Raw genomic sequence first — 23,330 nt, 5'->3', positions numbered from 1 at the left:
CTTCAACCGGCAAGCCCCGAGCGAGCCATCCCGCGCAGCAGCGCCCGGCCCGGCGCGAGGCGCGACGCCAGTAACAACTCCGACCTACGCGTGAGAATCCGATGACCATGAAACGCACCATCCTCATGGGCGACCCCGCCCACTTCAGCGTGAAAGGCGGCGCGAACCCGCACACTCGCACCCGCTGGGGAACGAAGCGCAGCGTCGACCGCGCGCTCGCGCAGAAGCAGTGGGCGCAGCTGCGCGATCTGCTCAGCGACCTCGGGATCCGCGTCGTCGTCGTGCCGCCCGATCCCGCGCAACCGGGGATGGTCTACCCCGCGAACGCCGGCTTCCTCACCGAAGTCGACGCCGAGAAGCCGCACGGCGAGAAGCGCTTCTACCTCGCGAACCTCCTGCCCACGCGCGCCGGCGAGAAGCCCCACTACCGCCGCGTGCTCGAGCAGCTCGGCTTCGACGTGCGCGAGATCCCCGAGCGCTTCCGCATGGAAGGCGAAGCCGACTTCTTCCCCGTCGCGGGCCGATACGTGCTCACGCACGGCGGTATCGAGAAGCAGCGCTTCGTACCCGCGCTCGCGATCCCGCCATGGAAACGCGTGTACGGCTTCCGCACCGACATCGCGGTGGAGCCGCTGCTGCGCGAGATCGTCGAACCGCGCGACGTGTTGCGGATCGAGCTCGTGCTCGAAGCGCACTACCACGGCGACACCGCACTCTGCGCCTTCGGCCCGCGCCGCGAGCTCCTGCTCGCCTACCGCGCCGCCCTCGCGCGTGGCGGCTGGGAGAAGCTCGCCGCCGCGTTCGGCGCACAGAACCTCATCGAGATCCCCGAGGCCGACGCGCAGCGCTACGCCGCCAACTCCTTCACCTATACGCGCGGCAGCGAGTCCTTCCTGATCCTGCCCGGCGGCATCTCGGATGCCTTGTTAGGCCGCATCCGCGAGCGCGGCGTCACGCCGATCACGGTCGACGTGAGCGAGTTTCTGAAGAAGGGCGGCGGCAGCGTGAAGTGCATGATCGGGGACCTCGGGCCGGTGGCAGACGCGTCGTCGGGGTGAGGCGCCCTCCGTCGCCGCGAGCAGCGGCGAGCGCACGGCGAGTCTTCTCGCTCAGACGACTAGCCACAGCCGCTGTCGCGAACCAGCCCGGGCGATGGGAGGCCGGAAGCGCCCCGCTGGGCCTCCAGGCGGCTGCGGAGCCAGTCGCGTCCTCTCGCCAAAGGGCGCTCGGCATGACAGATTGCCGGCGATGTTGGGCGTCTGCTGGAGAGCTCTCTCGATGCGCCGCCGCGGTCTCTCGCTCGTCGCGTTCGCGATGCTGGCAGGCTCCGCGCTGAGCGCCGGGGGTGCCATGGCCATCGAAGAGCCGACTTATCAGGTCGTCGAGCGCCGACCGGACTACGAGCTGCGCGCTTATGGGCCGTACGTCGTCGCCGAGGTCGAGGTGAAGGGAACTCAGGAGAGCGCCGGCAACGCGGGGTTTCGCGTCTTGGCCGCCTACATCTTCGGCGAGAACCGCTCGCGAGAGTCGATCGCGATGACTGCCCCCGTCACGACGGCGCGCTCGCAAAAGATCGCGATGACCGCGCCCGTGATCGAGCGAGCCGCGGGCGAGGGCACCTACCTCGTGCAGTTCACGATGCCCGCCGGCTACACGCTCGCCTCGCTGCCCGAGCCGAAGGATCGGCGCGTGCAACTGCGCGAGGTCGCGGCGCGCAGCGTCGCGGTGCGCCGCTACAGCGGAGGCTGGTCGCAGTCGCGCTACCAGGCCGAGTTGCAGACGCTCGAGCGAGCGCTCCGGCGCGACGCACTCGCGTTCGTGGGCGAGCCGCTCTGGGCGCGCTTCAACTCGCCGTTCTCGCTGCCGTTCCTGAGGCGCAACGAGATCTGGCTGGAGCTCGCGACCGCGCGCTGAGTGTCGCGTTCCTGCGCCAAGATCCGGGCATGCCCACCCAACGCATCACGCGCGTCTACAGCGGCCCCGACGGCGAATCGCACTTCGAGGATCTCGAGATCGACCTGCGCGACTTCGGCGCGATCGGCGCGATGTCGAAACCGCTCGATGCGAAGTCGATCCTGTTTCGCGAGACGGGCGCGGGGTACGACTACGACTTCCACAACGCGCCGCGGCGGCAGTACGTGATCATGCTCAGCGGCGGCCGCGTCGAGATCGAGATCGGCAGCGGCGAGAAGCGCGTGCTCGGTCCGGGCGACGTGCTGCTCGCGGAGGACACCACCGGGCGCGGGCACATCAGCCGCGCGCTCGATCCCGAGCCGCGGCGCTCGATCTTCGTCGCGCTCGAATGAAACGCGGGAGGCCGGTGGCACCGACCTCCCGCGCAGACGGCGCGAACTGCGCAAACCGAGCCCCAACAACCAGCGAGGCCACTGTTCGACCTTCGCTCGCTAGTTCACCTTCACCACGCGCAGAATCGTCACCGTGCCGCTGATCTCGTTGCTCGTCACGACGAGGTTGTCGCCGGTCGGGCTGTCTTCGGCCTTGATGTAGAGGATGCCCTCGGGACCGAGATCGCCCGCGGTGCCCGCCGCAGCGTTGCCCGCGAAGTTGCGGTTGTTGAGGTACGTGACGAAGCGCGGCGCGGCGGGGTCTTCGACGTCGTACACGACCACGCCGCCGATGCGCTCGAGGCCGAGGAACGCGTAGCTGCGGCCGAACGCCTTGCCGACGACCACCGCCTCGGGCTCGGGGCCCTTGTCGTCCGAGCGTTGGTCGAAGGTGTTGTTGTTGGCGTTGTCCGAGTTGAAGACGCCGGTGAGCGCGGTCAGGCGCTCGAGCTCGTCGCCGGTGTCGGCCACGAGTGCGCCACTCGCGCTCCAGATCGACATCGAGCGAGCGCCGAAGACGTGCAGCTGGTCGAAGTCGCCGTCGTTGTCGATGTCGCCGCGCGTCGCGGTGATCTTCAGGCGCCCGAGCCGTGCGCTCGACTTCAGCGTCGCAGCGTTGGGGAACACCGTGGGATCGAGGACCACGTTGGTCGCGCCGATGCGGCGCTCTTCGTCGAAGCCCGGGTAGGCGCGCGAGTCGCCTTCGTTCGCCGTCACCAGATAGGTGGTGCCGTTGATCCGGAACGAGTCGATCGCGTCGGGCAGGTACATGCCGAGCACCGGCCAGTTCGCGATCGCGATCGACGGGCCATCCCGATCGCTCGGATCGAGCGCCTTGCCCGCGTCGAGGTGGTTCTTCGAACCGAGCGCGACCACGCTCGTCACGGACGCGCTGCCGATGTCGACGATCGCGATGGCGTTGTTCTCTTGCAGCGTGACCCATGCGGTCTGCGAGTCGTGACTCGTGGCGATGTACTCGGGCTCGAAGTCCTGGGCGGCCGTCGCGTTCGGACCGAACACGCGCACGCCGGCGGGCACGTTGCCGTTGTACTGCGTGAAGCCCGCGATGCGCACGTTCGCCTGCGTCACGTTCGCCGCACCCGCGCTCGCATCGATGATCGCGATGCCGCCTTCGGGGTCGACGGTGTACGCGTCGTTCGGCTCGCCCTCGCACGCAGCGAGCGCGAAGCGGCCGTTCGGCGTCCACGTGACCATGTCCGGCAGTGCGCACGCCGTCACGGCCGAGAGCAAGTTCCCGTTCGCGTCGAAGAACGCGACGGTGCCCGGGCTCTGCTTCGGGCTCGCCTCGATCGCGGCCGCGAGCACGCCGTTCTTCCACGCCACGCTGTTCGCCTGCGCGCCGAGGCCCGCGAGCGAGATCGAGCCGACGAGCGACGGCGCCGCTGGGTTCGCGATCGAGAGGATGTCGATGCTGCTCGTCGCGGCGTTCACCGTGAAGAGCCGCTGCGTCGCGGGATCGTGCGCGCTGATCTCGGCGCCGCCGCCGGCATAGACGCCGGTCGCGTAGGTGCCGACGACTTCGAGCGCGATGTCCTTCGGTGGGCCGGCGAGAGCAGGCGCCGCTGCCAAGATCAGTGCGAGAACTGCAATCAGGTTCATCGTTGACTCCAATCAGGTGCGAGGGTTTTTAGTTTCGAATGGCGAGCCAGAAAGCTGCATCCCCAGAAATGGAGATCCGGCGGGCCGCGGCGCGCCGAATCAAGGCTGGTAGTCCGCCGCTTGCTCGCAACGCGCGAGGCTCGGGCGGTAGCTGGCGAGCGTGTCGTAGACGAGATCGACGTCGGAGCCGCCGGGCATCACGTCGGGGTCGATCACCACCTGCAGCGGCGCTTCCGAATTCGTCGGCACCGAGCGGATCTGGATCGCCACGCGGCATGGATCGCCGGGCGTAGTCGGATTCGGCGGCACGAACACGTTCATGCCCGTCGCCAGCTCCACGTCGGACGCCATGAACAGCTGGACCGAGCCCGCCGGGAAGATGGGATTCGGAGGCACGAAGCGGCTTTCGAAGGCTGCCTCGCCGAACAGGTTCTGGCCGACGGACGAGAAGGCGTTGACGAGGCCTTTGTTGATGCTGGTCGCGAACTGCGTGCCAGCCGAGACCTGGCCGGCCACGAATGCCGCGATGAGTGCGAGAGCGAGCAGTGGGGAGCGGCGGAGTCGGTTGCGCATCAGGTTTCTCCGGCGGTTGTGAGCCCGGTGGGCTCGTTGGCAGCAAGTCGAACGAGCGGCACCGCGGGCCCGGCCATCGGGCTCATGCTCCGCTCGGGCCGAGCCAGATCGACTCGGCGACGCGATCGAAAGGCAACTTGGCCTCGCGAGCGGCGCGCGCGACTTCGTCGCTCGAGCCCGCGCGGAACTGAAACAGCACGACCTCGTCGCTCGGCACGAGCAGCGCGCCGAGGAAGCGAACCGCGGCGCCCGTCTGCGCCTGCGCGCGCGCGCTCGCGGCCTCGACCTGCTGCCGAGTCACGCCCGGCCAGAAGCACTCGACGAGAAAGAGCGAAGCCGTCATGCCGCGGAGCGTGCGCCGTCGCGCGCCTGTGGCGCGTCAGTCATCTCCACATGAATTGAGGAGGCAGCTCGTTTTCAGGAGTGCGGAGAGGCCCGCCTCGCGAGCGCCGCGCTGAGCTCGGCGCGCGAGCGGATGTCGAGCTTGCGGTATGCGCGCGCCAGATTCGCCTCGACGGTGCGGCGAGCCATGAAGAGACGCGCGGCGATCTCGGGATTCGTGAGGCCCTGCGCCGCCAGCTCCGCGGCGCGCCGCTCGCTCTCCGTCAGATCGTCGGGCGCGCGCCGGATGCCGATGCGGGCGATCTCGGCGGCGACCTTCTCGGCCCAGGGCGCGGCGCCGATGCCTCGAAAGAGCGCGAGCGCGCGCTCCAGCGTTGCGCGGGCCGCGCGCCGCTCGCCGCGCCGACGTTGGATCTGCCCGCGCACGAGCAGGGTTCGCGCGAGCTCGAAGGGCATCGGCAGGCGCTCGTGCGCAACGAGAGCCTCGTCGATGGCGGCGCTCGCGCCGTCGAGGTCGCCGGCGGCGGCGAGCAGCAGGCCTCGACTGCGGCCCGCGAGGGCGAGCGACCAGGGGCGATCGAAGCGGCGCCCCCATGCCTCGAAAGCCTGCGTTAGGCGCGCGGCACGCTCGGCTTCGCCAGTGGCGACGAGCGCCTCGAGCGCGTCCGGCAGTGCGCGCGCGACCACCTACTCGTAGACGCCGGCCTTCTCGATCTCGGCGATCACGGGCGTCAGCCAGGCCGCTGCGGCTGCGGGTGCGCCCTCAGCCAAGGCGAGCGTGGCGAGCGCCCAGCGCGCGTCGACGACACCCGCGCCCCAACCGATGCGCTCCGAGAGCGTGAGCCCCTCCGCTGCGTCGGCACGCGCGCCGACGGCGTCGCCGCGCTGGGCTCGGGTCGCAGCCCGCACCTGGAGTGCGAACGCGCGAAACAACGCGGAGCCAATCAACGTGGCTGCTCGCTCTGCCTCGTTGGCCTCCCGCTCGGCACCCTCGAGCTCGCCGCCGAGCCAGCTTGCGGCGGCGACCAGGCACATGACCCAGGGCAGGTCGGCTTCGTCGCCGCGCGCGACCAGACGGTCCCGCAGCTTCACGAACAGGGGCCGGGAGACTTCGATGCGACCCATGTACTGATACGCGGAGGCGACGTTCATCGTGGCCGGCATCTGGAACGGCACTTCGCGGTCCGGGTCCTCGAGCGCGAGCGCGCGCTCGAGGACGCGCTCGTCGATGCCCTTGCCGAGAACGAGATCCGCGATGGCGTTGTTGGCGATCGCCTCCGCGATCGACGAGGCGTCGCCCGCACGCTCCGCGAGTGCGACGGCGCGAGCCGTGTGCTGCGACGCCCCGGCGTAGTCGAGCTGCGCGAATCGCACCAAGCCGAGCGCACCTTCGATCTGCGCCGCGCGGGCGAGGTCGTCGCCCACGCAGGCGAGTGCCTGCTCGAGGAGCCGACTGGCATCCGTGGACCGCTCGTTCATGGCGGCCTCTGCCATCAGCAGGAGAGCTTCCGCTCGTGCGCTGTCCGGCGGGGACGCGTCGAGCGCCATCGTGCACAGGCGGTTCGCGTGCGCAGGGTCTCCCGCCTTGAGATGGTGCCGGGCCGCCCGCAGGCTGCGCTGCCGGCGAGCGTCGGCGAGACGCGCCGGCGTGAGCTGCGCGGAGCGCTCGGCGAGCTCGGCCGCCGATTCGACGGCGCCCCGCCGCACCGCGTACTCGGCGGCCTCGAACAGAGTGGCGGCGAGCGGCTCGTCCTCGACCTCGGCAGGCCGTGCAAGCAGCAAGTGCCGCGCGCGTTCCTCGACGTCGGCTGCGCTCTCGGCGAGCTCCGCATGCAGCCGCCGCCGGCGCGCGCGGGATGCTTCGGCGTAGACGCCCGCCGCGAACAGCGGATGCTCGAACTCGACGCGGTCGCCCTCGGCAGCGACGCGCACGATTCCAGCCGCGACGGCAGGCTCGAGTGCTGCTGCGTCGAGCGCCGACCGGGTCGGCTGCCGGAGCGCGCTGACGCGCAGCAACGCATCACGGGTGCGAGGCGGCAGCTTGCGCAATCGCCCGCGACGAGCTGATGGAGGTCGGGAGGAATGGGCAGCTCGCCGGAGGCCTCCGAGCCCCCGAGCGCGCACGGGTTCCCGCCGGATGCGCGGTCGATGCGCACGAGGAGCGGCCGAGGCAGCGCGCGGCCGAGCTGTTTCTCGACGATCCGGTAGAGCGAGGCGAGGCTGAGCGGCCCGAGACGGACCACGCGTTCGCTCGCGGCGAGCGCCCCACTCGCTGAGCCGTTCTGGCCGACGCGACGGGTCGACAGCACGACGATCGGATGCGGCTCGAGCCGGCGCAGAGCGAAGGCGAGCGCGCGAGCCGACGCGCGATCGAGCCACTGCACGTCGTCGATGGCGACGAGCACCGGCGCGGGCACGGCGAGCGCCGCGAGCAGCGTGACGACTCCGGTGCCGATCGCGCGCGGGTCGGGATCGGCGCCAACCGCGTCCGCGCGAAGCAGCGCCGCGTCGAGCGCCCGGCGCTGGGGATCGGGCAGCGCGGCGAAGTCGGCACCTGCAACGGGAGCGAGCAGGTCCGCGAGCGCAGAGAAAGAGAGCCGAGCCTCCGATTGCACCGCCTGGCAGCGCAGCACGCGGTATCCGTGGCTGCTCGCGTACGAGAGCCCTTGCCGCCAGACCGTCGTCTTGCCGATCCCCGCCTCGCCCTCGAGCACGAGCGCCGCGAAGCCGGCTCTCGGCGGTGCAAGCGCGGCCTCGATCTCGGCCAGCTCCGCCTCGCGCCCGATCACCGCGCCGTCCATGCCAGCGAGGCTATCGCGCCGATGCGAGCGAGAGCGCCTCGCGATGCCGGCGGCTCGCTCGCGCGACGCGCGCCCACGCGGGAAGCTCCGCGCCACATGCTCCGCATCACGAACCTGCGCCTGCCGCTCGATCACGACGACGCGGCCCTGCGCGCCGCGATCGTTGCGCGCCTCGCGATTCGCGACGCCGAGCTGCGCGCGTTCACGGTGCACAAGAAGAGCTGGGACGCGCGCAAGAAGAGCGCGATCGCGTGGATCTACACGGTGGACTGCCAGGTCGGCGCCGAGGAGAAGCAGCGCGCGCGGCACGCGAAGGACGCGCAGATCTCGGCGACGCCCGACATGCGGTACAAGCCCGTCGGGCACGCGCCCGAGCGCTTCTTCGCGAGCGGCCGCGCGCGGCCCGTCGTGGTCGGCTTCGGCCCGTGCGGAATCTTCGCGGCGCTCGTGCTCGCACAGGCGGGCCTGCGCCCGATCGTGCTCGAGCGCGGCAGCGAAGTGCGCAAGCGCACGCAGGACACGTGGGACCTGTGGCGCCGCGGCGAGCTGCACGCCGAGTCGAACGTGCAGTTCGGCGAAGGCGGCGCGGGCACTTTTTCGGACGGCAAGCTCTACAGCCAGATCAGCGACCCGCGGCACCTGACGAGAAAGGTGCTGAACGAGCTCGTGGAGGCCGGCGCGCCCGACGACATCCTCACTTCGGGCAAGCCGCACATCGGCACGTTCCGGCTGGTGAGCATGGTCGAGAAGCTGCGCGCGCAGATCACGGCGCTCGGCGGCGAGATTCGCTTCGAGCAGCGCGTCGTGGACGTCGGCATCGTCGACTCGCGCGTGCGCTCCCTGACACTTGCGGGCGGCGAAGAGCTCGCGGCCGATCACGTCGTGCTCGCCCCCGGCCACAGCGCGCGCGACCTGTTCGAGGTGCTCCACGCGCGCGGCGTCTTCATGGAGGCGAAGCCGCTCTCGATCGGCTTTCGCGTGGAGCACCCGCAGTCGCTGATCAACCGCGCGCGCTTCGGACCGCACGCGGGAGACAAGCGGCTCGGCGCGGCCGACTACAAGCTCGTCCATCACGCGAGCAACGGGCGCAGCGTCTACAGCTTCTGCATGTGCCCCGGCGGCACGGTGGTCGCGGCCACGAGCGAGCCCGGGCGCGTCGTCACGAACGGCATGAGCCAGTACTCGCGCGACGACCGCAACGCGAATGCCGGGATCGTCGTGGGCCTCACGCCCGACGATTACGCCGCGCGGCGCGACGCGAGCGGCCGCGTGCATCCACTCGACGGCATCGCGTTCCAGCGCGCGTGGGAGGCGCGCGCGTTCGAGCTCGGCGGCGGCGAGTTCCGCGCACCGGCGCAGCTCGTCGGCGACTTCCTGCAGGGCGTTCCCTCGCGGGCGCTCGGCAGCGTGTTGCCATCGTACAAGCCCGGCGTCGCGCTCGGCAACCTCGCCGACCCTAACAACCCCGCCCTGCCCGGCTGGGCGCTCGGCGCGATCCACGAAGCGATGCCCGCCTTCGAGCGCAAGCTGCCGGGCTTCGCGATGCGCGACGCGCTCTTCACCGGCACGGAGACGCGCACCTCGTCGCCGCTGCGCATCACGCGCGGCAAGGACATGCAGAGCCTCGGCACGCGCGGCCTCTTCCCCGGCGGCGAAGGCGCGGGCTACGCGGGCGGCATCATGTCGGCGGGGGTCGACGGCATCGAGTTGGCGGAGGCGGTGGCGAAGTCGCTGCTGGGAGTCGCGTAGCGCGCGCGAGTTGTCTCACACTCGGCCGATGACTCACGCGCTTCGCCACGTCTTCTCGCCGATCCGCGTCGGCACGCTCTCGCTCGATCACCGCCTGGTCGTCCCGCCGCACGGCGGCGGCAACGGCAACCTGATGGGCAGCGAGGCCGAGTTCGAGCAGCACTGCGCGGTGTGGCTCTCGCGCGCACGCGGCGGCTTTCGGTGGCTCGGCGGCGGGCCCAACTTCGTGAAGAACCCGGTGCCCCTCGGGTTCGAGCCCACCGGCGTCGGCGCGCACGTGCCCGGCTTCTTCCGCGACGCTCGCTACCGCGATCGACTCGGCGAGCTCACGCGCCGCATTCACGCCGCGGGCTCGGTCATCTCGGTGCAGATGGTCCAGCAAGGCGGCATGCCGCTCGGCCCGTCGGCGACGTTCGCGGGATACAACAGCCACCTCGTCGCGCACGGCCTCGACGAGAGCGAGGTGAAGTGGCTCGTGCGCGAGTACGGCGAGTCCGCAGCGATCGCGCTCGAAGCGGGCGCCGATGCGATCGAGATTCACGCGGGCCACGACGACGTGGTGCAGTGGTTCCTCTCGCCGGCGACGAACCTGCGCACCGACGGCTACGGCGGCAGCTTCGAGAATCGGCGGCGCTATCTGCGGGAGATCTGCGAGCGCATCCGCGAGGAGACGAGGCGCCCGTTCACGCTCGGACTGCGCATGACGCTCGACGAGTTTCTCGAAGGCGGCTACGCGCTCGACGAGTGCTTGCGCTTCGTCGAGGCGTTCACGCGCGACGGCACGGTCGACTACTTCAGCTTCGACGTCGGCGGAAACTGGGACGCGCCCAGCTACATCCCGATCCCGTGGTTCGACGACATGCAGTGGGCGGCGCTCGCCGGCCGCGCGAAGCAGGTGACGCACTTGCCCGTCGTGTACACGGGGCGCGTCACGTCCGCGGAGCAAGCGGAGCAAGTGCTCGCCGCCGGGCACGCCGATCTCGTCGCGATGGCGCGCGCCTCGATGGCCGATGCGGCGATCCCCAACAAGGCGCGAGGCGCCGACGCCGAGCCCGTGCGCCCGTGCATCGGGCTGAACGAGTGCATCCACCGCAAGCTCGTCGACGGCCTGCCGTACGCCTGCGGCGTGAATCCGCGCTTCGCGCGCGAGCACGCGCTCGCCGCTTCCGCCACGCGAACCCATGCGCCGCAGCGCATCCTCGTCGTGGGCGGCGGCCCCGGCGGCAGCGAGTTCGCGGCGCTGTGCGCGGAGCAGGGACATCGCGTCGCACTGTGGGAGCGCAGCGACGCGATCGGCGGTGCGCTCGCGACCGCAGCCCTCGCGCGCGGCAATCACACGTATCGGCGCTGGATCGATTATCAGGCTGCACGCCTCGCGCGCGTCGGAGTCGACGTTCAGCTCGGTCGCACCGCGACCGCACGCGACGTGCTCGCGGCGAACGCCGATCTCGTGCTCGTCGCGACCGGTGCGACGCCGCGCATTCCTCCGATTCCCGGCGCCGCGAGCGCGCACGTACACGGCGCTGCGGCTGCGCTCTCGGGCGCGGCGAAGCTCGGGCCGCGCGTCGCGGTGATCTCGGAGGACGACGGCCCCGCGCCGCTCTCGGTCTCCGATCACCTCGCGGGCCTCGGCCACGCGGTCACGCTCATCTATCAGACGCCGGCGCCGTCACCGCTCGTCGGCAAGTACTCGAACGGCGGCATGTTCGCGCGGCTCATCGACGCGGGCGTGGACTTCGTCTCGATGGCGCGCGTCACCGAGATTCGCGGGGACGTGCTCGCGCTCGCGTCCACCTACGGCTCGCGGCGCTGGACGCGCGGCGGCTTCGACTCGGTCGTGCTCGTTGCGGGCGCGATCCCCGACGACGCGCTCTACCGCGAGCTGAAGCCGCAGCACCCGCGCGTGCACGTGCTCGGCGACGCGTTCGCGCCGCGGCGCATGGTGTTCGCGACGCGGCAGGCATTCGAGCTGGCGCAGACGCTGCTGTGAGCGCGGTCAGATCCGATCGACGATCACGTGCTCCTTCGCGACGAACATCGTCGAGCGCCTGAAGTCGATGAACTTCGCCTCGTCCTCGATCGCGCGGCGATTTCCTTCCGCGGACTCCGGGGTCGCGTGCAGCGGGCGCTGGAACCACACCTCGGCGTGGCCCATGTAGGGCGGCGTCAGCGTGCCACGCGCTTCGCGCATGCCCTGCTCGAGCGACGACGCGAAGTAGTGCACCTGCTGGTACCGGAGAATTCCCATGCCTTGCGCCATCGAGCGAATCAGCGGCCCGTGCGCGGTGCGCCAGTAGAGCTGCGCCGCATCGAGCGATTGCGGGGCTGGCTGGCGCAGCGGGAAGTAGAGCTTCGCGAGCGGGCTCGTCGGCCGAGCGACCAGCTCGGGCGTGGGGTTCACCTGCGGATACTCGTAGGTGAAGTAGAGCGGGGAATTCGGGAGATCGATGAAACGGCGCTCGTCGTCGAGCGCGGCTGCGCCGCCCGCGCGTCCGCCATCGGTCGCCATCGCGGCCGCGAGCGCCTTCTCCGAGTCCCACCACAGCTCGGCGACGCCGTCGTAGATCGGCTCCATCCCCCCGCGCGCCGCCGCCGCGGCTTCGTTCATCGGGTCGTCGATGGTGTGCACCTGCACGTAGCGCTTGATGTCGAGCGCCGTCTGGAAGCTCGCGATGAGCGGCGCGTGAACGTTGCGCCAGTAGGCGTGAAAGTCGGCACGCGACATCCCGGGCTTGCGACGCAGCAGGAAGACGAGACGAATCATGGGCGCTCTCCTTCGCGCCCACGCTAGCTCGGCGCCCCGTGCTACCTCGCGCCGCGGAGGAGCTGCGCATGGACCGACGCGACTTTCTTCTCGGCGGCGCCGCGGGCTTCGGCGCGCTCGCCGCGCACGAGCTGCTCGCGCCGTCGAGCGCGCGCGCACTGCCCGAGGGCGCGAGCGCATCGAGCGACGGCAGCGAGTCCGGCGCCGCGCTGCAGGAGCTGCGCGAGGTGTTAGGGCAGCTCGAGGCGGCATTCGCGACGGACGCGTGGGGCCTACGCGGGCCGATGGATCAGGCCGAGGCGCGCCGGCTCGTGATGTTCCACCTGCACCACGCGATCGAGGTCTACTTCGAGCCCTCGCCCGAGCGGCCCGCGTGGAAGCGTGCCGTCACGCCCGAGAAGAAGCTGCTCGGCGACAACCCCGACGCGATCTACTTCTTGACGCCCGTCTCGCCGGAGCACTCGTATCGCATCCGCGGCAACCTCGCGCGTGCGATCTACACGAGCTTCACGGTCGAGCTGGGAGGCGCGGACGGCTCGAATCCCAGCGGCCTCGGCGCGACGCTGAACGACAGCGAGTTCGCGCACGCGCGAAACGGCGACTTCGAGATCATCGCGAGCGCGCGCAAGCCCGAGCGCGGCAACTGGCTGCGCCTCGATCCCGGCGCGAGCTCGCTGACGACGCGCCACTACTACGAGACGAAGCACTCGATCGCGGCGGACCAGTTGCACCACATCCCGCTGTCCATCGAGCGCATCGGCAGCACCGCTCCGCCCCCGCCGCCGAGCGACGCCTCGGTGGCCGCAGGCATTCGCCGCGTCGCGCGCTTCCTGAGCACGACGATCTACCCGCCTCGCCGCGACCCCGCCCAGCTGCCGCCGTGGGTTTCGCTCGTTCCGAACCAGTTTGCGCGCGCGAAGAAGGACGACTCGAACACGAAGATCGGCTTCGCCGCGAAGGACAACGTCTATTCGACCGCCCCGTTCGTGCTCGCGCCCGACGAGGCGCTCGTGATGCGCGGCCGCTTTCCGAAGTGCCGCTTCGCGAACGTCGTGCTCTGGAATCGCCACACGGTCAGCTTCGACTACCGCTACCGGCGGATCTCGCTGAACCGCAGGCAAACCCAACTCGAACGCGACGGCTCGTTCCGGATCGTGCTCGCTGCGCGCGATCCGGGCGTCGCGAACTGGCTCGACAGCGAGGGCCGGCCGAGCGGCAGCGTGTTTTGGCGCTTCCTGCTGCCGGAGGAAGAGATCGCGCCGCTGGAGACGAAGGTGGTGAAGGTCGGCGACGTGAAGGGCGCGTGAGCCTCAGCTCGCCGGCACGTACACCGCGCCGTCCGGCGGGTTGTCGCGCAGGCGCATGATTAGCGAGAACAGACGCCCGGATCCGTTGCCGAGGATCGCGTCCTTGATGAGCCCGTCGGGGTCGCACGCCTCGGCATTCCGTAACAAGCGCTCGAACGTCCCGATGAAGGCCTCGGTGTGTCGCGTGCGCACGGGCGTTCCGAAGAAGAGCGGGTAGCCCTCGGCGGCGGGCAGCGTCGCGCCGAGCGCGAGCATGCCGCGCATGAACACCTCGCTGTCGCCGGCGCCGAGCTGCGTCCACATCTCGCTCACGCGCTCCTGCGGCACGCTCCCGCCGAGGCTCTGCTGCTGGCTCGACATGTAGAGCAGCGCCGCCATCACGCCGAGCTGCCGCGTCACGAGCGCGTACAGATCGACGAACGTGTCCTGCCGCGCGTGCAGCTCGTTCGCATGGATTGCGCGCGCCTGAATCTCGGCCTGCTCTGCGCTCTTCTGCAGCGCCTCGGATTGCAGCGCGAGCGCCCGGCTGTTCTGCTGCAGCTCGCTCTGCTGCATGAAGAGCCCGAGCACGAGCCACAGGAACGCGAGCGGCGCGACCGCGCCTTCGAGGAAGCTCGCGAGCTCGCTCGGCGGCAGCGCGAGGAACGCGCGCCAGCCGATGCCCTGCGCGATGTAGCCGGCGCCGAGCGCGAGCCACGTCGCCGTGAGCGCGAGCCCGAGCACGATGCGGCGATCGAGGCGGCGCGCGGAGGCGGACATGGGCGCGAGGCTAGACCAGGGCCATTTCGGGCCTGGCACGGAGTGACGCGACAGCGACGTTCCACGCCAGGCCCCAAACGTCGGCCAGGCGTTACCGTGCGCCGCCATGCGAACGGCAGCTTTCACGGTCGGCATCGTGCAGGAGCGCGCGGGCGACGCGGATCTCGAAGCGAACGCCTCGCGCCAGGTCGCGCGCGTCCGCGAGGCGCACGCGCAGGGCGCGCGCGTGATCTGCCTGCAGGAGATGTTCAACGCGCCCTACTTCTGCAAGAAGGAAGAGACGGCGCGCTTCGATCTCGCGGAGTCGATTCCCGGCCCGACCACGCAGCGCATGCAGGCCCTCGCGCGCGAGCTCGGCGTCGTGCTCGTCGTGCCGCTGTTCGAGCGCGAAGCCGCGGGCGTGTACCGCAACTCGGCGGCGGTGATCGATGCGGACGGCGCGCTGCTCGGCGTCTACCGCAAGATGCACATCCCCGACGACCCGCTCTACTTCGAGAAGTACTACTTCGCGCCGGGCGACGCCGTCTCGGTGCCGGGCGCCGCGGCCTCGTCGAACGGCTTCGCGGTGTGGCAGACGAAACACGCGCGCGTCGGCGTGCTGATCTGCTGGGACCAGTGGTACCCGGAAGCGGCGCGCATCACGGCGTTGTTAGGGGCAGACGTGATCTTCTACCCCACCGCGATCGGCTGGCACCCCGCGGAGAAGGCCACGTTCGGCGAAGCGCAGCGCACGGCGTGGCAGACGATCCAGCGCGCGCACGCGATCGCGAACGGCGTGTTCGTCGCGTCGCCGAATCGCGTCGGCTTCGAGCCGGAGCCCGGCACCGACGGCATCGAGTTCTTCGGGCATTCGACGATCTACGACCCGTTCGGCCGCATCCTCGCCGAAGCGAAGACCGAGCCCGCCACGCTCGTCGCGCGCTGCGACCACGCGCTCGCCGAGGAGACGCGCCGCAACTGGCCCTTCCTGCGCGACCGCCGCATCGACGCGTACGGCGGCATCACGAAGAGATGGCTGAGTTGAGCAAGCGGCTCGCCGCCGAGGCGAGGAATTAGGGACGCGATGGCGGCTCGCAGCGCGAAGACGGTGCGCACGCCCGAGTTCCCGCTGCGCTTCCCTGGCGAGTGGGAGCCGCACCGCGCGACCTGGATCGCGTGGCCTCACCACGAGCCCGATTGGCCCGGCAAGCTCGCGCCGATTCCGTGGGTGTACGCCGAGATCGCGCGCGTGCTCGCGCAGAGTGAGCAGGTCGAGATTCTCTGCCACGACGCGAGCGTGCGCGCCGACGCCAAGCAGAAGCTCGCCGCACACGGCGTGCCGAAGGAGCGCGTGCGGCTGCATCTCGTGCCGAACGATCGCGTGTGGCTGCGCGACAGCGCGCCCACGTTCGTGCACGATGCGCGCGGCCGCGTGGTGCTCGCGAGCTGGCGATTCAACGCGTGGGCGAAGTACGCGAACTGGAAGCGCGACGTGCTGGTCGGCGCCGCGATCGAGCGCATCAGCGGCCACGCGCGCGTGCTGCCGTGCCGCCCCGACCGCAGCGAGAACTTGTTACGGAGCGCGACCGACGGCGCGCGCGACGCGCAGCGCGTCGTGCTCGAGGGCGGCGCGATCGACGCGAACGGCGCGGGGCGCCTGCTCACGACCGAGGAATGCCTGCTCTCGAGAGTGCAGGAGCGCAATCCGGGCATGACGCGCGCGGACTACGAGCGCGTGTTCGCCGCGGCGCTCGGCATCCGCGAGACGATCTGGCTCGGCGAGGGCTGCGTCGGCGACGACACGCACGGCCACGTCGACGACATCGCGCGGTTCGTCTCGAAGAACACCGTCGTGCTCGCGTACGAGGCCGACCCCGCGGACGAGAACCACGCGCGCTCCGAAGACAACGTGCGCCGCCTCGCCCACGTGCGCGGCCTGCGCGTCGTGAAGCTCCCGTACCCACGACCGGTCGTGATGGGCGGCACGCGCTTGCCCGCGAGCTACGCGAACTTCTACATCGCGAACCGCGCCGTGCTCGTGCCCACCTTCAACGACCCGAACGATCGCGTCGCGCTGAACACGCTCGCGAAGCTGTTCCCGACGCGCGCAGTCGTCGGCATCCACGCCGTCGACCTCGTGTGGGGTCTCGGCACGCTGCACTGCCTCACGCAGCAGGAGCCGGCGGGCATGCGCCGCCGCTGAGCCACTTGCCCATCGCGATCTTCGTCGACGGCGATGCATGCCCGGTGAAGGACGAGGTGTACGTCGTCGCGACGCGCTACGGGCTCGCCGTCGCGCTCGTCGCGAACTCGGCGATGCACGTGCCGCCCGGCTTCGGCGTGCAGCTCATCGTCGTCGAGGAGGGCCCGGACGCCGCGGACGACTGGATCGCGGAGAACGTGCAAGCGCACGACGTCGTCATCACCGCCGACATCCCGCTCGCCTCGCGCTGCCTCGAGAAGAGCGCGCTGGTGTTAGGGAGCGACGGCCGCGAGTTCACCGCCGACATGATCGGCGACGCGCTCGCGACGCGCGCGCTGAAGAGCGACCTGCGCGGCGCCGGCGTGACCACGCACGGCCCGCGCGCGCTCACCGCGAAAGACCGCTCGCGCTTCGCGGAGCGGCTCGATGCGCTGGTGAATCGCGCGCTGCGGGCGGCGGGCGCCTAGGTCCGCTTCATCTCCCGCACCACGTCCGCCCAGTGCTCGGGATCCGGCGCGCGGTTGTGGGTGAGGCTCACGCCGTCGGCGATGCCGGCGAGGCGAGCGCGCAGCTTGGCGGCGATCTCGCGGCGCGGGCCCACGACGGCGATTGCGTGGAGCACGTCGTCGCCGATCAGGCCCGCCATGTCGTCCCAGCGTCCCTGCTTCGAGAGGCGGTTCAGCTCGACGTGCAGGTCGCCCCAGCCGTGCAAATCGAGCGTTTGGCGGTACGCGGGCGTCGAGCCGTAGAACGCGAGGTGCTTGCGCGCGGCGGCGACCACGCGCGCGAAGTCGCGCTCTTCGTCCGCGGTGACGACGAGCGTCGCGCAGATCACCTCGACGTCGCGCCGCGTGCGCGCGCTCTTCGCGAGGCCTCGTTCGAGCGCGGGCAGCACGAGTGTTGTCAGGGACCCGCGCGTGTTGAACGGGTGCGCGAGGAAGCCGTCGCCGGTTTCACCCGCCACTTCGCACATGCGCGGGCCAAAGCCGCCCACGAAGATCGGCGGCGGGCCGAACGGATTCGGGCCGGGGTCGAACGCGGGAATCATCAGCGTGTGGCGGTAGTGCTCGCCGCGAAAGTCGAGCTTCTCGCCGCGCTGCCACGCCGCGAAGATCGCGCGCAGCGCGAGCACCGTCTCGCGCATGCGCGCGGCCGGCTTTGACCACGGCATCGAGAAGCGGTGCTCGATGTGCGGCCGCACCTGCGTGCCGAGCCCTAACAGGAAGCGCCCCTCGCTGAGCAGCTGCGCGCCCCACGCGAGATTCGCGAGGTTCATCGGATTGCGCGCGAACGCGATCGCCACCGCGGTGCCGAGCCGCAGCGTCTTGGTGTGCTCCGCGGCGACCGCGATCGGCAAGAACGGGTCGTGCTTCGCCTCGAAGCTGAAGGCGCCGTCGTAGCCGATCGCTTCGAGGCGTGGAAACAGCGTGCGCGCATCGCGCGGGTCTTCGAGGGGCGGGACGGTGTAGAGCTTCATCTCGCGCGCACGCTATCGCGCGCGAATCTCGAACTCCGGCAGCGTGAGCCGCGTGCCGTGGCACTGCGCGCAGCGCGACGGACGCGCCGGCTTCTCGCGTTGGCGGAACACGAAGCCTCAGTCGAGGCACTCCGCGGGCGAGATCGCGAGCTCCTCGCCGCGCGACTTCAGCGACTTGGCGAGGTGCACGAGGTGATCGAGCACGTCCTTCTCGCTCGCGCCCACCGCCTTCGAGAGATCGCGCGCCGTGGCGCGGCCTTCACGCAACGCGAGCGCGAGGTCTTGGCGCACGGTGTGCGAGCGCGCTTCGGGCTGCGGATCGCGGCGCGGCATCGCGCGATCCTACTTCCGGCGCGGCGAGTTAGCGTCGCGCTCCCCACTCGGAGGCCCCATGACTTCGTTCCACGACTTCTCGCACAAGACCATCGACGGCGCGCAGCAATCTCTCGCCGACTACAAGGGCAAGGTGCTGCTCGTCGTGAACGTCGCGTCGCGCTGCGGGCTCACGCCGCACTACGCGGGCATGCAGCAGCTCCACGAAGAGCTCGCGCCGCGCGGCTTCGCCGTGCTCGGCTTCCCGTGCAATCAGTTCGCGGGCCAAGAGCCCAGTAGCGAGGCGGACATCAAATCGTTCTGCAGCACGAAGTACGGCGTGACGTTCCCGATGTTCGCGAAGCTCGACGTGAACGGCGCCGCCCGCGCGCCGCTCTACGCCTGGCTCACCTCTCAGGCCACGAAGCCCGACGGCGCCGGGGACATCGGCTGGAACTTCGCGAAGTTCGTCGTCGGCAAAGACGGCCAAGTCGCCGCGCGCTTCAGCCCGCGCGCCGAAGCGACAGCGCCCGAGGTGCGCGCCGCGATCGACGCTGCACTCGCGAAGTAGGCGCGCGAGGCGACCTCAGTGCGTCAGGCTGCGTTCCGCGGCCTGAGCACGACCCATCCGAGCGAGGAGGCGAGCGTGAGCGCTGCGCTCGGCTCGGGAACCGGGCGGGCGAAAGCCACCGGCGCGCCGGTCGCAGCGCTCGTGAGCGTGACGCCGGGCCCGAGCAGGATCAGCGGCGTGAAGCCATCCGAGTAATCGCACTTCGCGCCGCCCCGGCAGGTGAGGGACATCTCCGAGCGGAACTGGATCACGGACCCGTCGGTCACGTTGATTCGCGCTCGGAAGATCAGGTTCGTCGGGTCGCTGCTCACGACGTCGAAGTCCGTGAAGAAGTTCTGACCGACATCGTGCCGCGCGACGTAGGTGCCGCTGCTCGCTGGGTTGAACACGTTGTGGCCGAACGAGAACTGCGTCGTCTGGCCGACCCCGAATACGGCGTAGCCGAAGATGTCCGAGACGCTGGTGAGATCACTGACAATTCCCGTGATGCGCATCTCGAGCTCGATCGTGCCTACCCCGCCTCCAGCCACGGCCACGGTGAAGTCGTCGCCGTAGCTGTAGAACCCCGATGCCTGGTCTGCGCCGAAGAACGAGCCCTGACTGATCGCAGTCAGGCCGCCCGCGCCGGAGACGAGGTCGGCGAACGATGACGCGGTCGTTGCGGGCGTGGTTCCGCTCGTCGTCCCGCTCTGCGCAGCCAGGACGAACGGGGTGCCCGACGCGGTGCTGCTGGGGAGGACGCTGCCGGTCCCACTCTGGGAGGTCGACCCGCCGCCAGGTACGTAGATGTGGGACGCGGTGTACCCGCCGCCCTGCACGCTCGAGTCGACGCGAATGATCGGCGCAGCGAGCGCGGGCGAAGCGAGCATCAGCGAAAGAGCAGAAACAACCAACAGCCGCATGTGAGCCTCCGCGTGGAGTTCGGGACTCCGCGCCATTGCGGATTCCTCGTCGAAAGGCGCGAGGGGGGCGCGCGCTGGGACATCTCACGACTCGGCTACTACTCGCGTTTGGGGCACCTCGCGCGACCGCCCTGTCGCTGTGAGAGAGCGAAGCGCCTCGCTACCGCGAAGGCTGGCGCGGCGGGTGCTCGCGCGCTGCGAGCGGCGCGCGGCGCGACTCCGCCGCGCGTCGCCGCCGAGCGCGATGCTCCGGAGCGCGCCTGGACAGGACATCAGCGCGATCGCCGCGCGCGAGTTGCCGCCACACGCTCAGCGCAGCCCGAAGTCCCACCCATCCCCGCGGCGATACGACGACAGAATCCGTCGCGCCGTGTTCGTGATGTGCACCTCGTCCGGTCCGTCGTAGATGCGCGCGTAACGCGCCGCCCGGTACATGCGCTCGAGCGGCGTGTCCTCCGTAACACCTTTCGCCCCGAACACCTGGATCGCGCGGTCGATCACGTTGTGCAGCATCGACGCGCCCACCACCTTGATCAGCGCGATCTCGACCCGCGCCTCGTCGCCGCGGTCGATCTTCTCCGCGGCGCTCAGCGTGAGCATGCGAGACGCCTGAATCTCGGCCGCCGAGTCGAACACGAACTTCTGGATCAGCTGCTTGTCCGAGAGCGGCCCGCCGAACGCGACGCGGTTGTTCGCGCGCTCGCACATCAGATCGAACGCGCGCTGCGCCTGACCGAGCCAGCGCATGCAGTGGAAGATGCGGCCGGGCCCGAGGCGCTTCTGCGCGATCTTGAAGCCCGCGCCGCGCGGCCCCAACAAGTTCTCCTCGGGCACGCGCACGTCGTCGTACTGCACCTCGCAGTGGCCGTGCGCCTGCCCCATCACCTTCACGTCGCGAATGATGTTGTACCCGCGCGTGTTCGTGGGAACGATGATCATCGAGAACGCGCCGTGATCGGGCTGATCCAGCTCGGTGCGCACCATCACCGTGGTGTACGCCGCGCGGTTCGCGCCGCTCGTGAACCACTTGCGGCCGTTGATCACCCACTGTCCGTTCTCGAGCCGCGCGGTGGTGGTGAGCTGCGTCGGATCCGAGCTCGCGACGTGCGGCTCCGTCATGCCGAAGCTCGGGAAGATCTCGCCTTCCACGAGCGGCTTCAGGTAGGCGTCCTTCCACTTCGGCGACGCGTAGAGGTGCAGCATGATCGAGTCCTGCAGCGAGTGCGTGCCGAGCCCGACCATCGCGAGCTCGCTGCGGCCGACGACCTCGTTCACGTACACGTAGTCGAGGAACGGCATGCCGCCGCCGCCGATCTCTTTCGGGTGCCCGAGCGCCCACAGCCCTTGCTGCTTCGCGTCAGCCATCAGGCCACGGATGATCTCGCGCGCGTTCTCGTCGCCGCGGCTCTCGATCTGCTCCTCGGCCGGGTAGCACTTGTCCTCGACGAAGCGGCGCACGCGCTCGCGGACTTCTTGCACGTGCTCGGGGATGTGGAACGACATGGGCGTCTCCTTTGCTCGACACGCTATCGCCGACCGCGCCGGTCGCGCTCAGCTCTGGAGCAGCGCTGCGCGACGGCGAGCAAACCAAGCCCCGAGCAGCGCGGCTGGCAGCGCCGCCGAGTAGGACACGATCACGGGCGCTGGGTTCGGACCCATCAGGGCCGTCAGGAAGGTCGGCAGGTTGATCGCAAGCACGACGAACGCCGTTGCCGCGCCGTGCACCAGAAAGCGCGCACCGCTCCAGCGCGCCGCGACGTATCCGGCCAAAGCGCTGAAGCACGCGCCGATGATGTTTGCGAGCCAGTAATAGACCGAAGCGATCGTCGCGGGCGCGACACCCCGCTCGGCCGCAGCGTTCCCCGCGAAGGCGATCACCATCGACGCGATCTGGGTGCCGCCGAAGTCGACGAGCAACGCGGAGACGACCACCGGCAGGATGCGGAAGCGACCGTGCCCCGAGCCGGGGGGCTCGGGCAAATCGCTCGCGGGTGGGCGGAAGCGGTCACGAAGGTCGTCATCCACTCCGGAAGCTTATGCGCAGCGCACCCCGTGACGGGCGACATTTCGCCGGCGCCTGCGCACTCCTAAGGTACGCGGCCTCTCCCGCGCCTCGGAGCCCTTCGCCCATGTCCCTCGAACACTTCGACGTCCTGATCGTCGGCGCCGGCCTCTCTGGCATCGGCGCCGCCTACCACCTCCAGTACAAGTGCCCGCGGCGCACGTACGCGATTCTAGAGGGCCGCGATGCGATCGGCGGGACCTGGGACTTGTTCCGCTACCCCGGCATCCGCTCCGACTCCGACATGTACACGCTCGGGTACAAGTTCAAGCCGTGGACGAACCCGAAGGCGATCGCCGACGGCCCCTCGATCCTGGCGTACGTGAACGAGACCGCGCGCGAGTACGGCATCGACCGCCGCATCCGCTTCGGGCACTGGGTGAAGAGCGCGTCGTGGTCGAGCGAGACCGCGCGCTGGACGGTCGAGGCCGAGCGCGGCGATCGGCGTGAGGTCGTTCGCTTCACCTGCAACTTCTTGTTCATGTGCAGCGGTTATTACGACTACGAGCAGGGCTACACGCCCGAGTTCGCGGGGCGCGAGGACTTCCGCGGGCGCGTGGTGCACCCGCAGAAGTGGACCGAGGACATCGACTTCGCGGGCAAGCGCGTGGTCGTGATCGGCAGCGGCGCGACCGCGGTGACGCTCGTGCCGGCGATGGCCGAGACCGCGGCGCACGTGACGATGCTGCAGCGCTCGCCGACCTACATGGGCTCGGCGCCCGACGAAGACCGCATGGCCAACGCGCTGCGCCGCTGGCTGCCGGAGAGGGTCGCGTACGCGATCACGCGCTGGCGCAACATCGTCGGCAGCTTGCTCTTGTTCCAATTCTGCAAGCGCTGGCCCGAGCGTGCGAAGCGCTTCTTCCTGCGCATGGTGGAGAAGGAGCTCGGCGCGGGCTTCGACGTCGCGAAGCACTTCACGCCCTCCTACTACCCGTGGGATCAGCGCCTCTGCCTCGTGCCGAACGCGGACCTCTTCAAGGCAATGCGCGAGGGACGCGCGTCAGTTGTTACGGATCAGATCGAGCGCTTCACCGCGAACGGCATTCGCCTGAAGTCGGGCGAAGAGCTTCCCGCCGATCTGATCGTCACGGCGACCGGCCTCAACCTGAAGTTCCTCGGCGGCATGCAGGTCCACGTGGATGGCGAGCGCATCGATCCCGCCGAGGGCATGACGTATCGCGGGATGATGCTGCGCGGCGTGCCGAACCTCGCGTGGGCGTTCGGGTACACGAACGCGTCGTGGACGCTGCGCGCCGACCTCAACTGCGAGTACGTGTGCAAGCTGCTCAATCACATGGCCGAGCACGGACACGAGATCGCGCGGCCCGAGCTGAACGACCCCGAGGTGCAGCCCGAGAACTGGATGAATCTCACGTCGGGCTACGTGCAGCGCAGCATCCACCTGTTCCCGAAGCAGGGCTCGAAGCTGCCGTGGAAGCTCTATCAGAACTACGCGCTCGACCTGGCGATGATCGGGTGGGGACGCATCGACGACGGCGCGATGCAGTTCGGCAGCCGCGAGCCGAAGCAAACCCGCGAGCGGGAGCGCGCGGCGGCGTAA

Annotated in this window: 23 protein-coding genes and 1 pseudogene; 11 read left to right on the top strand and 13 right to left on the bottom strand. The window is 70.2% G+C overall.

Translation table 11 applies throughout. The features are described 5' to 3' along the window. The first annotated feature begins 107 nt into the window (after positions 1 to 107). From FJ091_02135 to FJ091_02125, 3 genes are all read left to right on the top strand, one after another. Complete coding sequence (locus FJ091_02135) at positions 108 to 1,058, top strand: hypothetical protein (GenBank protein ID MBM4382146.1); 951 nt, start codon at positions 108 to 110, stop codon at positions 1,056 to 1,058. 292 nt (positions 1,059 to 1,350) lie between these two features. Beyond that, positions 1,351 to 1,914 (top strand): heme-binding protein, encoded by a 564-nt coding sequence (locus tag FJ091_02130; protein ID MBM4382145.1) that lies wholly within the window; start codon positions 1,351 to 1,353, stop codon positions 1,912 to 1,914. 29 nt (positions 1,915 to 1,943) lie between these two features. After that, positions 1,944 to 2,306, top strand: coding sequence for a hypothetical protein (locus FJ091_02125; GenBank protein ID MBM4382144.1), 363 nt, complete (start codon positions 1,944 to 1,946; stop codon positions 2,304 to 2,306). Positions 2,307 to 2,405: 99 nt separating this feature from the next. Here FJ091_02125 and FJ091_02120 read toward each other — a convergent pair whose 3' ends face one another. The 6 genes from FJ091_02120 to FJ091_02095 all read right to left on the bottom strand — a co-directional run bounded on the left by FJ091_02120 (position 2,406) and on the right by FJ091_02095 (position 7,681). Next, a complete protein-coding gene (locus FJ091_02120; GenBank protein MBM4382143.1) occupies positions 2,406 to 3,965 on the bottom strand; it encodes a choice-of-anchor I family protein in 1,560 nt (519 codons plus the stop codon). Between the two features lie 99 nt (positions 3,966 to 4,064). After that, entirely contained in the window at positions 4,065 to 4,538 is a 474-nt protein-coding gene (locus tag FJ091_02115) for a hypothetical protein (GenBank protein ID MBM4382142.1), read from the bottom strand. Between the two features lie 82 nt (positions 4,539 to 4,620). Then, positions 4,621 to 4,881 (bottom strand): hypothetical protein, encoded by a 261-nt coding sequence (locus FJ091_02110; GenBank protein MBM4382141.1) that lies wholly within the window; start codon positions 4,879 to 4,881, stop codon positions 4,621 to 4,623. 74 nt (positions 4,882 to 4,955) lie between these two features. Then, a complete protein-coding gene (locus FJ091_02105; GenBank protein ID MBM4382140.1) occupies positions 4,956 to 5,567 on the bottom strand; it encodes a helix-turn-helix transcriptional regulator in 612 nt (203 codons plus the stop codon). Continuing rightward, positions 5,568 to 6,359 carry a hypothetical protein gene (locus FJ091_02100; protein ID MBM4382139.1) on the bottom strand — a complete coding sequence of 264 codons (792 nt, stop codon included), beginning with the start codon at positions 6,357 to 6,359 and terminating at the stop codon, positions 5,568 to 5,570. It lies immediately after the preceding gene. Positions 6,360 to 6,373: 14 nt separating this feature from the next. Further along, positions 6,374 to 7,681, bottom strand: coding sequence for an ATP-binding protein (locus FJ091_02095; GenBank protein ID MBM4382138.1), 1,308 nt, complete (start codon positions 7,679 to 7,681; stop codon positions 6,374 to 6,376). A gap of 96 nt (positions 7,682 to 7,777) precedes the next feature. On the opposite strand from FJ091_02095, the gene FJ091_02090 reads away from it, so the two are divergent. Continuing rightward, positions 7,778 to 9,430: a hypothetical protein gene (locus tag FJ091_02090; GenBank protein MBM4382137.1), complete on the top strand. Its 1,653-nt coding sequence runs from the start codon at positions 7,778 to 7,780 to the stop codon at positions 9,428 to 9,430. Between the two features lie 28 nt (positions 9,431 to 9,458). Then, positions 9,459 to 11,420, top strand: coding sequence for an FAD-dependent oxidoreductase (locus FJ091_02085; GenBank protein ID MBM4382136.1), 1,962 nt, complete (start codon positions 9,459 to 9,461; stop codon positions 11,418 to 11,420). A 6-nt stretch (positions 11,421 to 11,426) separates the two neighbouring features. Here FJ091_02085 and FJ091_02080 read toward each other — a convergent pair whose 3' ends face one another. After that, positions 11,427 to 12,194 carry an EthD domain-containing protein gene (locus tag FJ091_02080; protein MBM4382135.1) on the bottom strand — a complete coding sequence of 256 codons (768 nt, stop codon included), beginning with the start codon at positions 12,192 to 12,194 and terminating at the stop codon, positions 11,427 to 11,429. Positions 12,195 to 12,262: 68 nt separating this feature from the next. Between FJ091_02080 and FJ091_02075 the strand changes: the two genes are divergently transcribed. Continuing rightward, positions 12,263 to 13,501, top strand: a complete 1,239-nt coding sequence (locus tag FJ091_02075; GenBank protein MBM4382134.1) for a DUF1214 domain-containing protein — start codon at positions 12,263 to 12,265, stop codon at positions 13,499 to 13,501. A 3-nt stretch (positions 13,502 to 13,504) separates the two neighbouring features. On the opposite strand, the gene FJ091_02070 is transcribed toward FJ091_02075, so the two are convergent. Then, positions 13,505 to 14,260 (bottom strand): hypothetical protein, encoded by a 756-nt coding sequence (locus FJ091_02070; GenBank protein MBM4382133.1) that lies wholly within the window; start codon positions 14,258 to 14,260, stop codon positions 13,505 to 13,507. A gap of 106 nt (positions 14,261 to 14,366) precedes the next feature. On the opposite strand from FJ091_02070, the gene FJ091_02065 reads away from it, so the two are divergent. Genes FJ091_02065 through FJ091_02055 form a run of 3 tightly spaced genes read left to right on the top strand, consistent with a single transcriptional unit; the run spans position 14,367 to position 16,909 of the window. Continuing rightward, positions 14,367 to 15,284: a carbon-nitrogen hydrolase gene (locus FJ091_02065; GenBank protein MBM4382132.1), complete on the top strand. Its 918-nt coding sequence runs from the start codon at positions 14,367 to 14,369 to the stop codon at positions 15,282 to 15,284. 39 nt (positions 15,285 to 15,323) lie between these two features. Beyond that, positions 15,324 to 16,442, top strand: a complete 1,119-nt coding sequence (locus FJ091_02060) for an agmatine deiminase family protein (protein MBM4382131.1) — start codon at positions 15,324 to 15,326, stop codon at positions 16,440 to 16,442. 5 nt (positions 16,443 to 16,447) lie between these two features. Next, entirely contained in the window at positions 16,448 to 16,909 is a 462-nt protein-coding gene (locus FJ091_02055) for a YaiI/YqxD family protein (protein ID MBM4382130.1), read from the top strand. On the opposite strand, the gene FJ091_02050 is transcribed toward FJ091_02055, so the two are convergent. Both FJ091_02050 and FJ091_02045 read right to left on the bottom strand, forming a co-directional pair. Beyond that, the gene (locus FJ091_02050; protein ID MBM4382129.1) at positions 16,906 to 17,919 is read right to left on the bottom strand and encodes a TIGR03617 family F420-dependent LLM class oxidoreductase; all 1,014 of its coding nucleotides are present in this window, start codon (positions 17,917 to 17,919) and stop codon (positions 16,906 to 16,908) included. The genes FJ091_02055 and FJ091_02050 overlap by 4 nt on opposite strands. A 12-nt stretch (positions 17,920 to 17,931) precedes the next feature. After that, positions 17,932 to 18,210: pseudogene (locus FJ091_02045) on the bottom strand (transcriptional regulator). Positions 18,211 to 18,310: 100 nt separating this feature from the next. Between FJ091_02045 and FJ091_02040 the strand changes: the two are divergent. Continuing rightward, on the top strand, positions 18,311 to 18,802 hold the full coding sequence (locus FJ091_02040) for a glutathione peroxidase (protein MBM4382128.1): 492 nt from the start codon (positions 18,311 to 18,313) through the stop codon (positions 18,800 to 18,802). A 23-nt stretch (positions 18,803 to 18,825) separates the two neighbouring features. Here FJ091_02040 and FJ091_02035 read toward each other — a convergent pair whose 3' ends face one another. The 3 genes from FJ091_02035 to FJ091_02025 all read right to left on the bottom strand — a co-directional run bounded on the left by FJ091_02035 (position 18,826) and on the right by FJ091_02025 (position 21,729). Next, the gene (locus tag FJ091_02035) at positions 18,826 to 19,704 is read right to left on the bottom strand and encodes a hypothetical protein (GenBank protein MBM4382127.1); all 879 of its coding nucleotides are present in this window, start codon (positions 19,702 to 19,704) and stop codon (positions 18,826 to 18,828) included. Between the two features lie 309 nt (positions 19,705 to 20,013). Beyond that, on the bottom strand, positions 20,014 to 21,207 hold the full coding sequence (locus FJ091_02030; protein ID MBM4382126.1) for an acyl-CoA dehydrogenase family protein: 1,194 nt from the start codon (positions 21,205 to 21,207) through the stop codon (positions 20,014 to 20,016). A 48-nt stretch (positions 21,208 to 21,255) separates the two neighbouring features. Beyond that, positions 21,256 to 21,729, bottom strand: coding sequence for a hypothetical protein (locus FJ091_02025; GenBank protein MBM4382125.1), 474 nt, complete (start codon positions 21,727 to 21,729; stop codon positions 21,256 to 21,258). A gap of 104 nt (positions 21,730 to 21,833) precedes the next feature. Here FJ091_02025 and FJ091_02020 point away from each other — a divergent pair, with 104 nt between their 5' ends. Beyond that, positions 21,834 to 23,330: an NAD(P)/FAD-dependent oxidoreductase gene (locus FJ091_02020; protein ID MBM4382124.1), complete on the top strand. Its 1,497-nt coding sequence runs from the start codon at positions 21,834 to 21,836 to the stop codon at positions 23,328 to 23,330.

This window comes from Deltaproteobacteria bacterium (assembly GCA_016875395.1).
Lineage (GTDB): Bacteria > Myxococcota_A > UBA9160 > UBA9160 > UBA6930 > VGRF01.
Note: the sequence above shows the minus strand (reverse complement) of the source record. Positions and strands in the feature narration are given on the sequence as shown.

Bases quoted from the DNA above. Each gene is read 5' to 3' on its own strand.
- FJ091_02135 (MBM4382146.1), top strand. From the start codon at position 108: ATGAAACGCACCATCCTCATGGGCGACCCCGCCCACTTCAGCGTGAAA.
- FJ091_02130 (MBM4382145.1), top strand. From the start codon at position 1,351: ATGGCCATCGAAGAGCCGACTTATCAGGTCGTCGAGCGCCGACCGGAC.
- FJ091_02125 (MBM4382144.1), top strand. From the start codon at position 1,944: ATGCCCACCCAACGCATCACGCGCGTCTACAGCGGCCCCGACGGCGAA.
- FJ091_02120 (MBM4382143.1), bottom strand. From the start codon at position 3,965: ATGAACCTGATTGCAGTTCTCGCACTGATCTTGGCAGCGGCGCCTGCT.
- FJ091_02115 (MBM4382142.1), bottom strand. From the start codon at position 4,538: ATGCGCAACCGACTCCGCCGCTCCCCACTGCTCGCTCTCGCACTCATC.
- FJ091_02110 (MBM4382141.1), bottom strand. From the start codon at position 4,881: ATGACGGCTTCGCTCTTTCTCGTCGAGTGCTTCTGGCCGGGCGTGACT.
- FJ091_02100 (MBM4382139.1), bottom strand. From the start codon at position 6,359: ATGAACGAGCGGTCCACGGATGCCAGTCGGCTCCTCGAGCAGGCACTC.
- FJ091_02095 (MBM4382138.1), bottom strand. From the start codon at position 7,681: ATGGACGGCGCGGTGATCGGGCGCGAGGCGGAGCTGGCCGAGATCGAG.
- FJ091_02090 (MBM4382137.1), top strand. From the start codon at position 7,778: ATGCTCCGCATCACGAACCTGCGCCTGCCGCTCGATCACGACGACGCG.
- FJ091_02085 (MBM4382136.1), top strand. From the start codon at position 9,459: ATGACTCACGCGCTTCGCCACGTCTTCTCGCCGATCCGCGTCGGCACG.
- FJ091_02080 (MBM4382135.1), bottom strand. From the start codon at position 12,194: ATGATTCGTCTCGTCTTCCTGCTGCGTCGCAAGCCCGGGATGTCGCGT.
- FJ091_02075 (MBM4382134.1), top strand. From the start codon at position 12,263: ATGGACCGACGCGACTTTCTTCTCGGCGGCGCCGCGGGCTTCGGCGCG.
- FJ091_02070 (MBM4382133.1), bottom strand. From the start codon at position 14,260: ATGTCCGCCTCCGCGCGCCGCCTCGATCGCCGCATCGTGCTCGGGCTC.
- FJ091_02065 (MBM4382132.1), top strand. From the start codon at position 14,367: ATGCGAACGGCAGCTTTCACGGTCGGCATCGTGCAGGAGCGCGCGGGC.
- FJ091_02060 (MBM4382131.1), top strand. From the start codon at position 15,324: ATGGCGGCTCGCAGCGCGAAGACGGTGCGCACGCCCGAGTTCCCGCTG.
- FJ091_02050 (MBM4382129.1), bottom strand. From the start codon at position 17,919: ATGAAGCTCTACACCGTCCCGCCCCTCGAAGACCCGCGCGATGCGCGC.
- FJ091_02040 (MBM4382128.1), top strand. From the start codon at position 18,311: ATGACTTCGTTCCACGACTTCTCGCACAAGACCATCGACGGCGCGCAG.
- FJ091_02035 (MBM4382127.1), bottom strand. From the start codon at position 19,704: ATGCGGCTGTTGGTTGTTTCTGCTCTTTCGCTGATGCTCGCTTCGCCC.
- FJ091_02030 (MBM4382126.1), bottom strand. From the start codon at position 21,207: ATGTCGTTCCACATCCCCGAGCACGTGCAAGAAGTCCGCGAGCGCGTG.
- FJ091_02020 (MBM4382124.1), top strand. From the start codon at position 21,834: ATGTCCCTCGAACACTTCGACGTCCTGATCGTCGGCGCCGGCCTCTCT.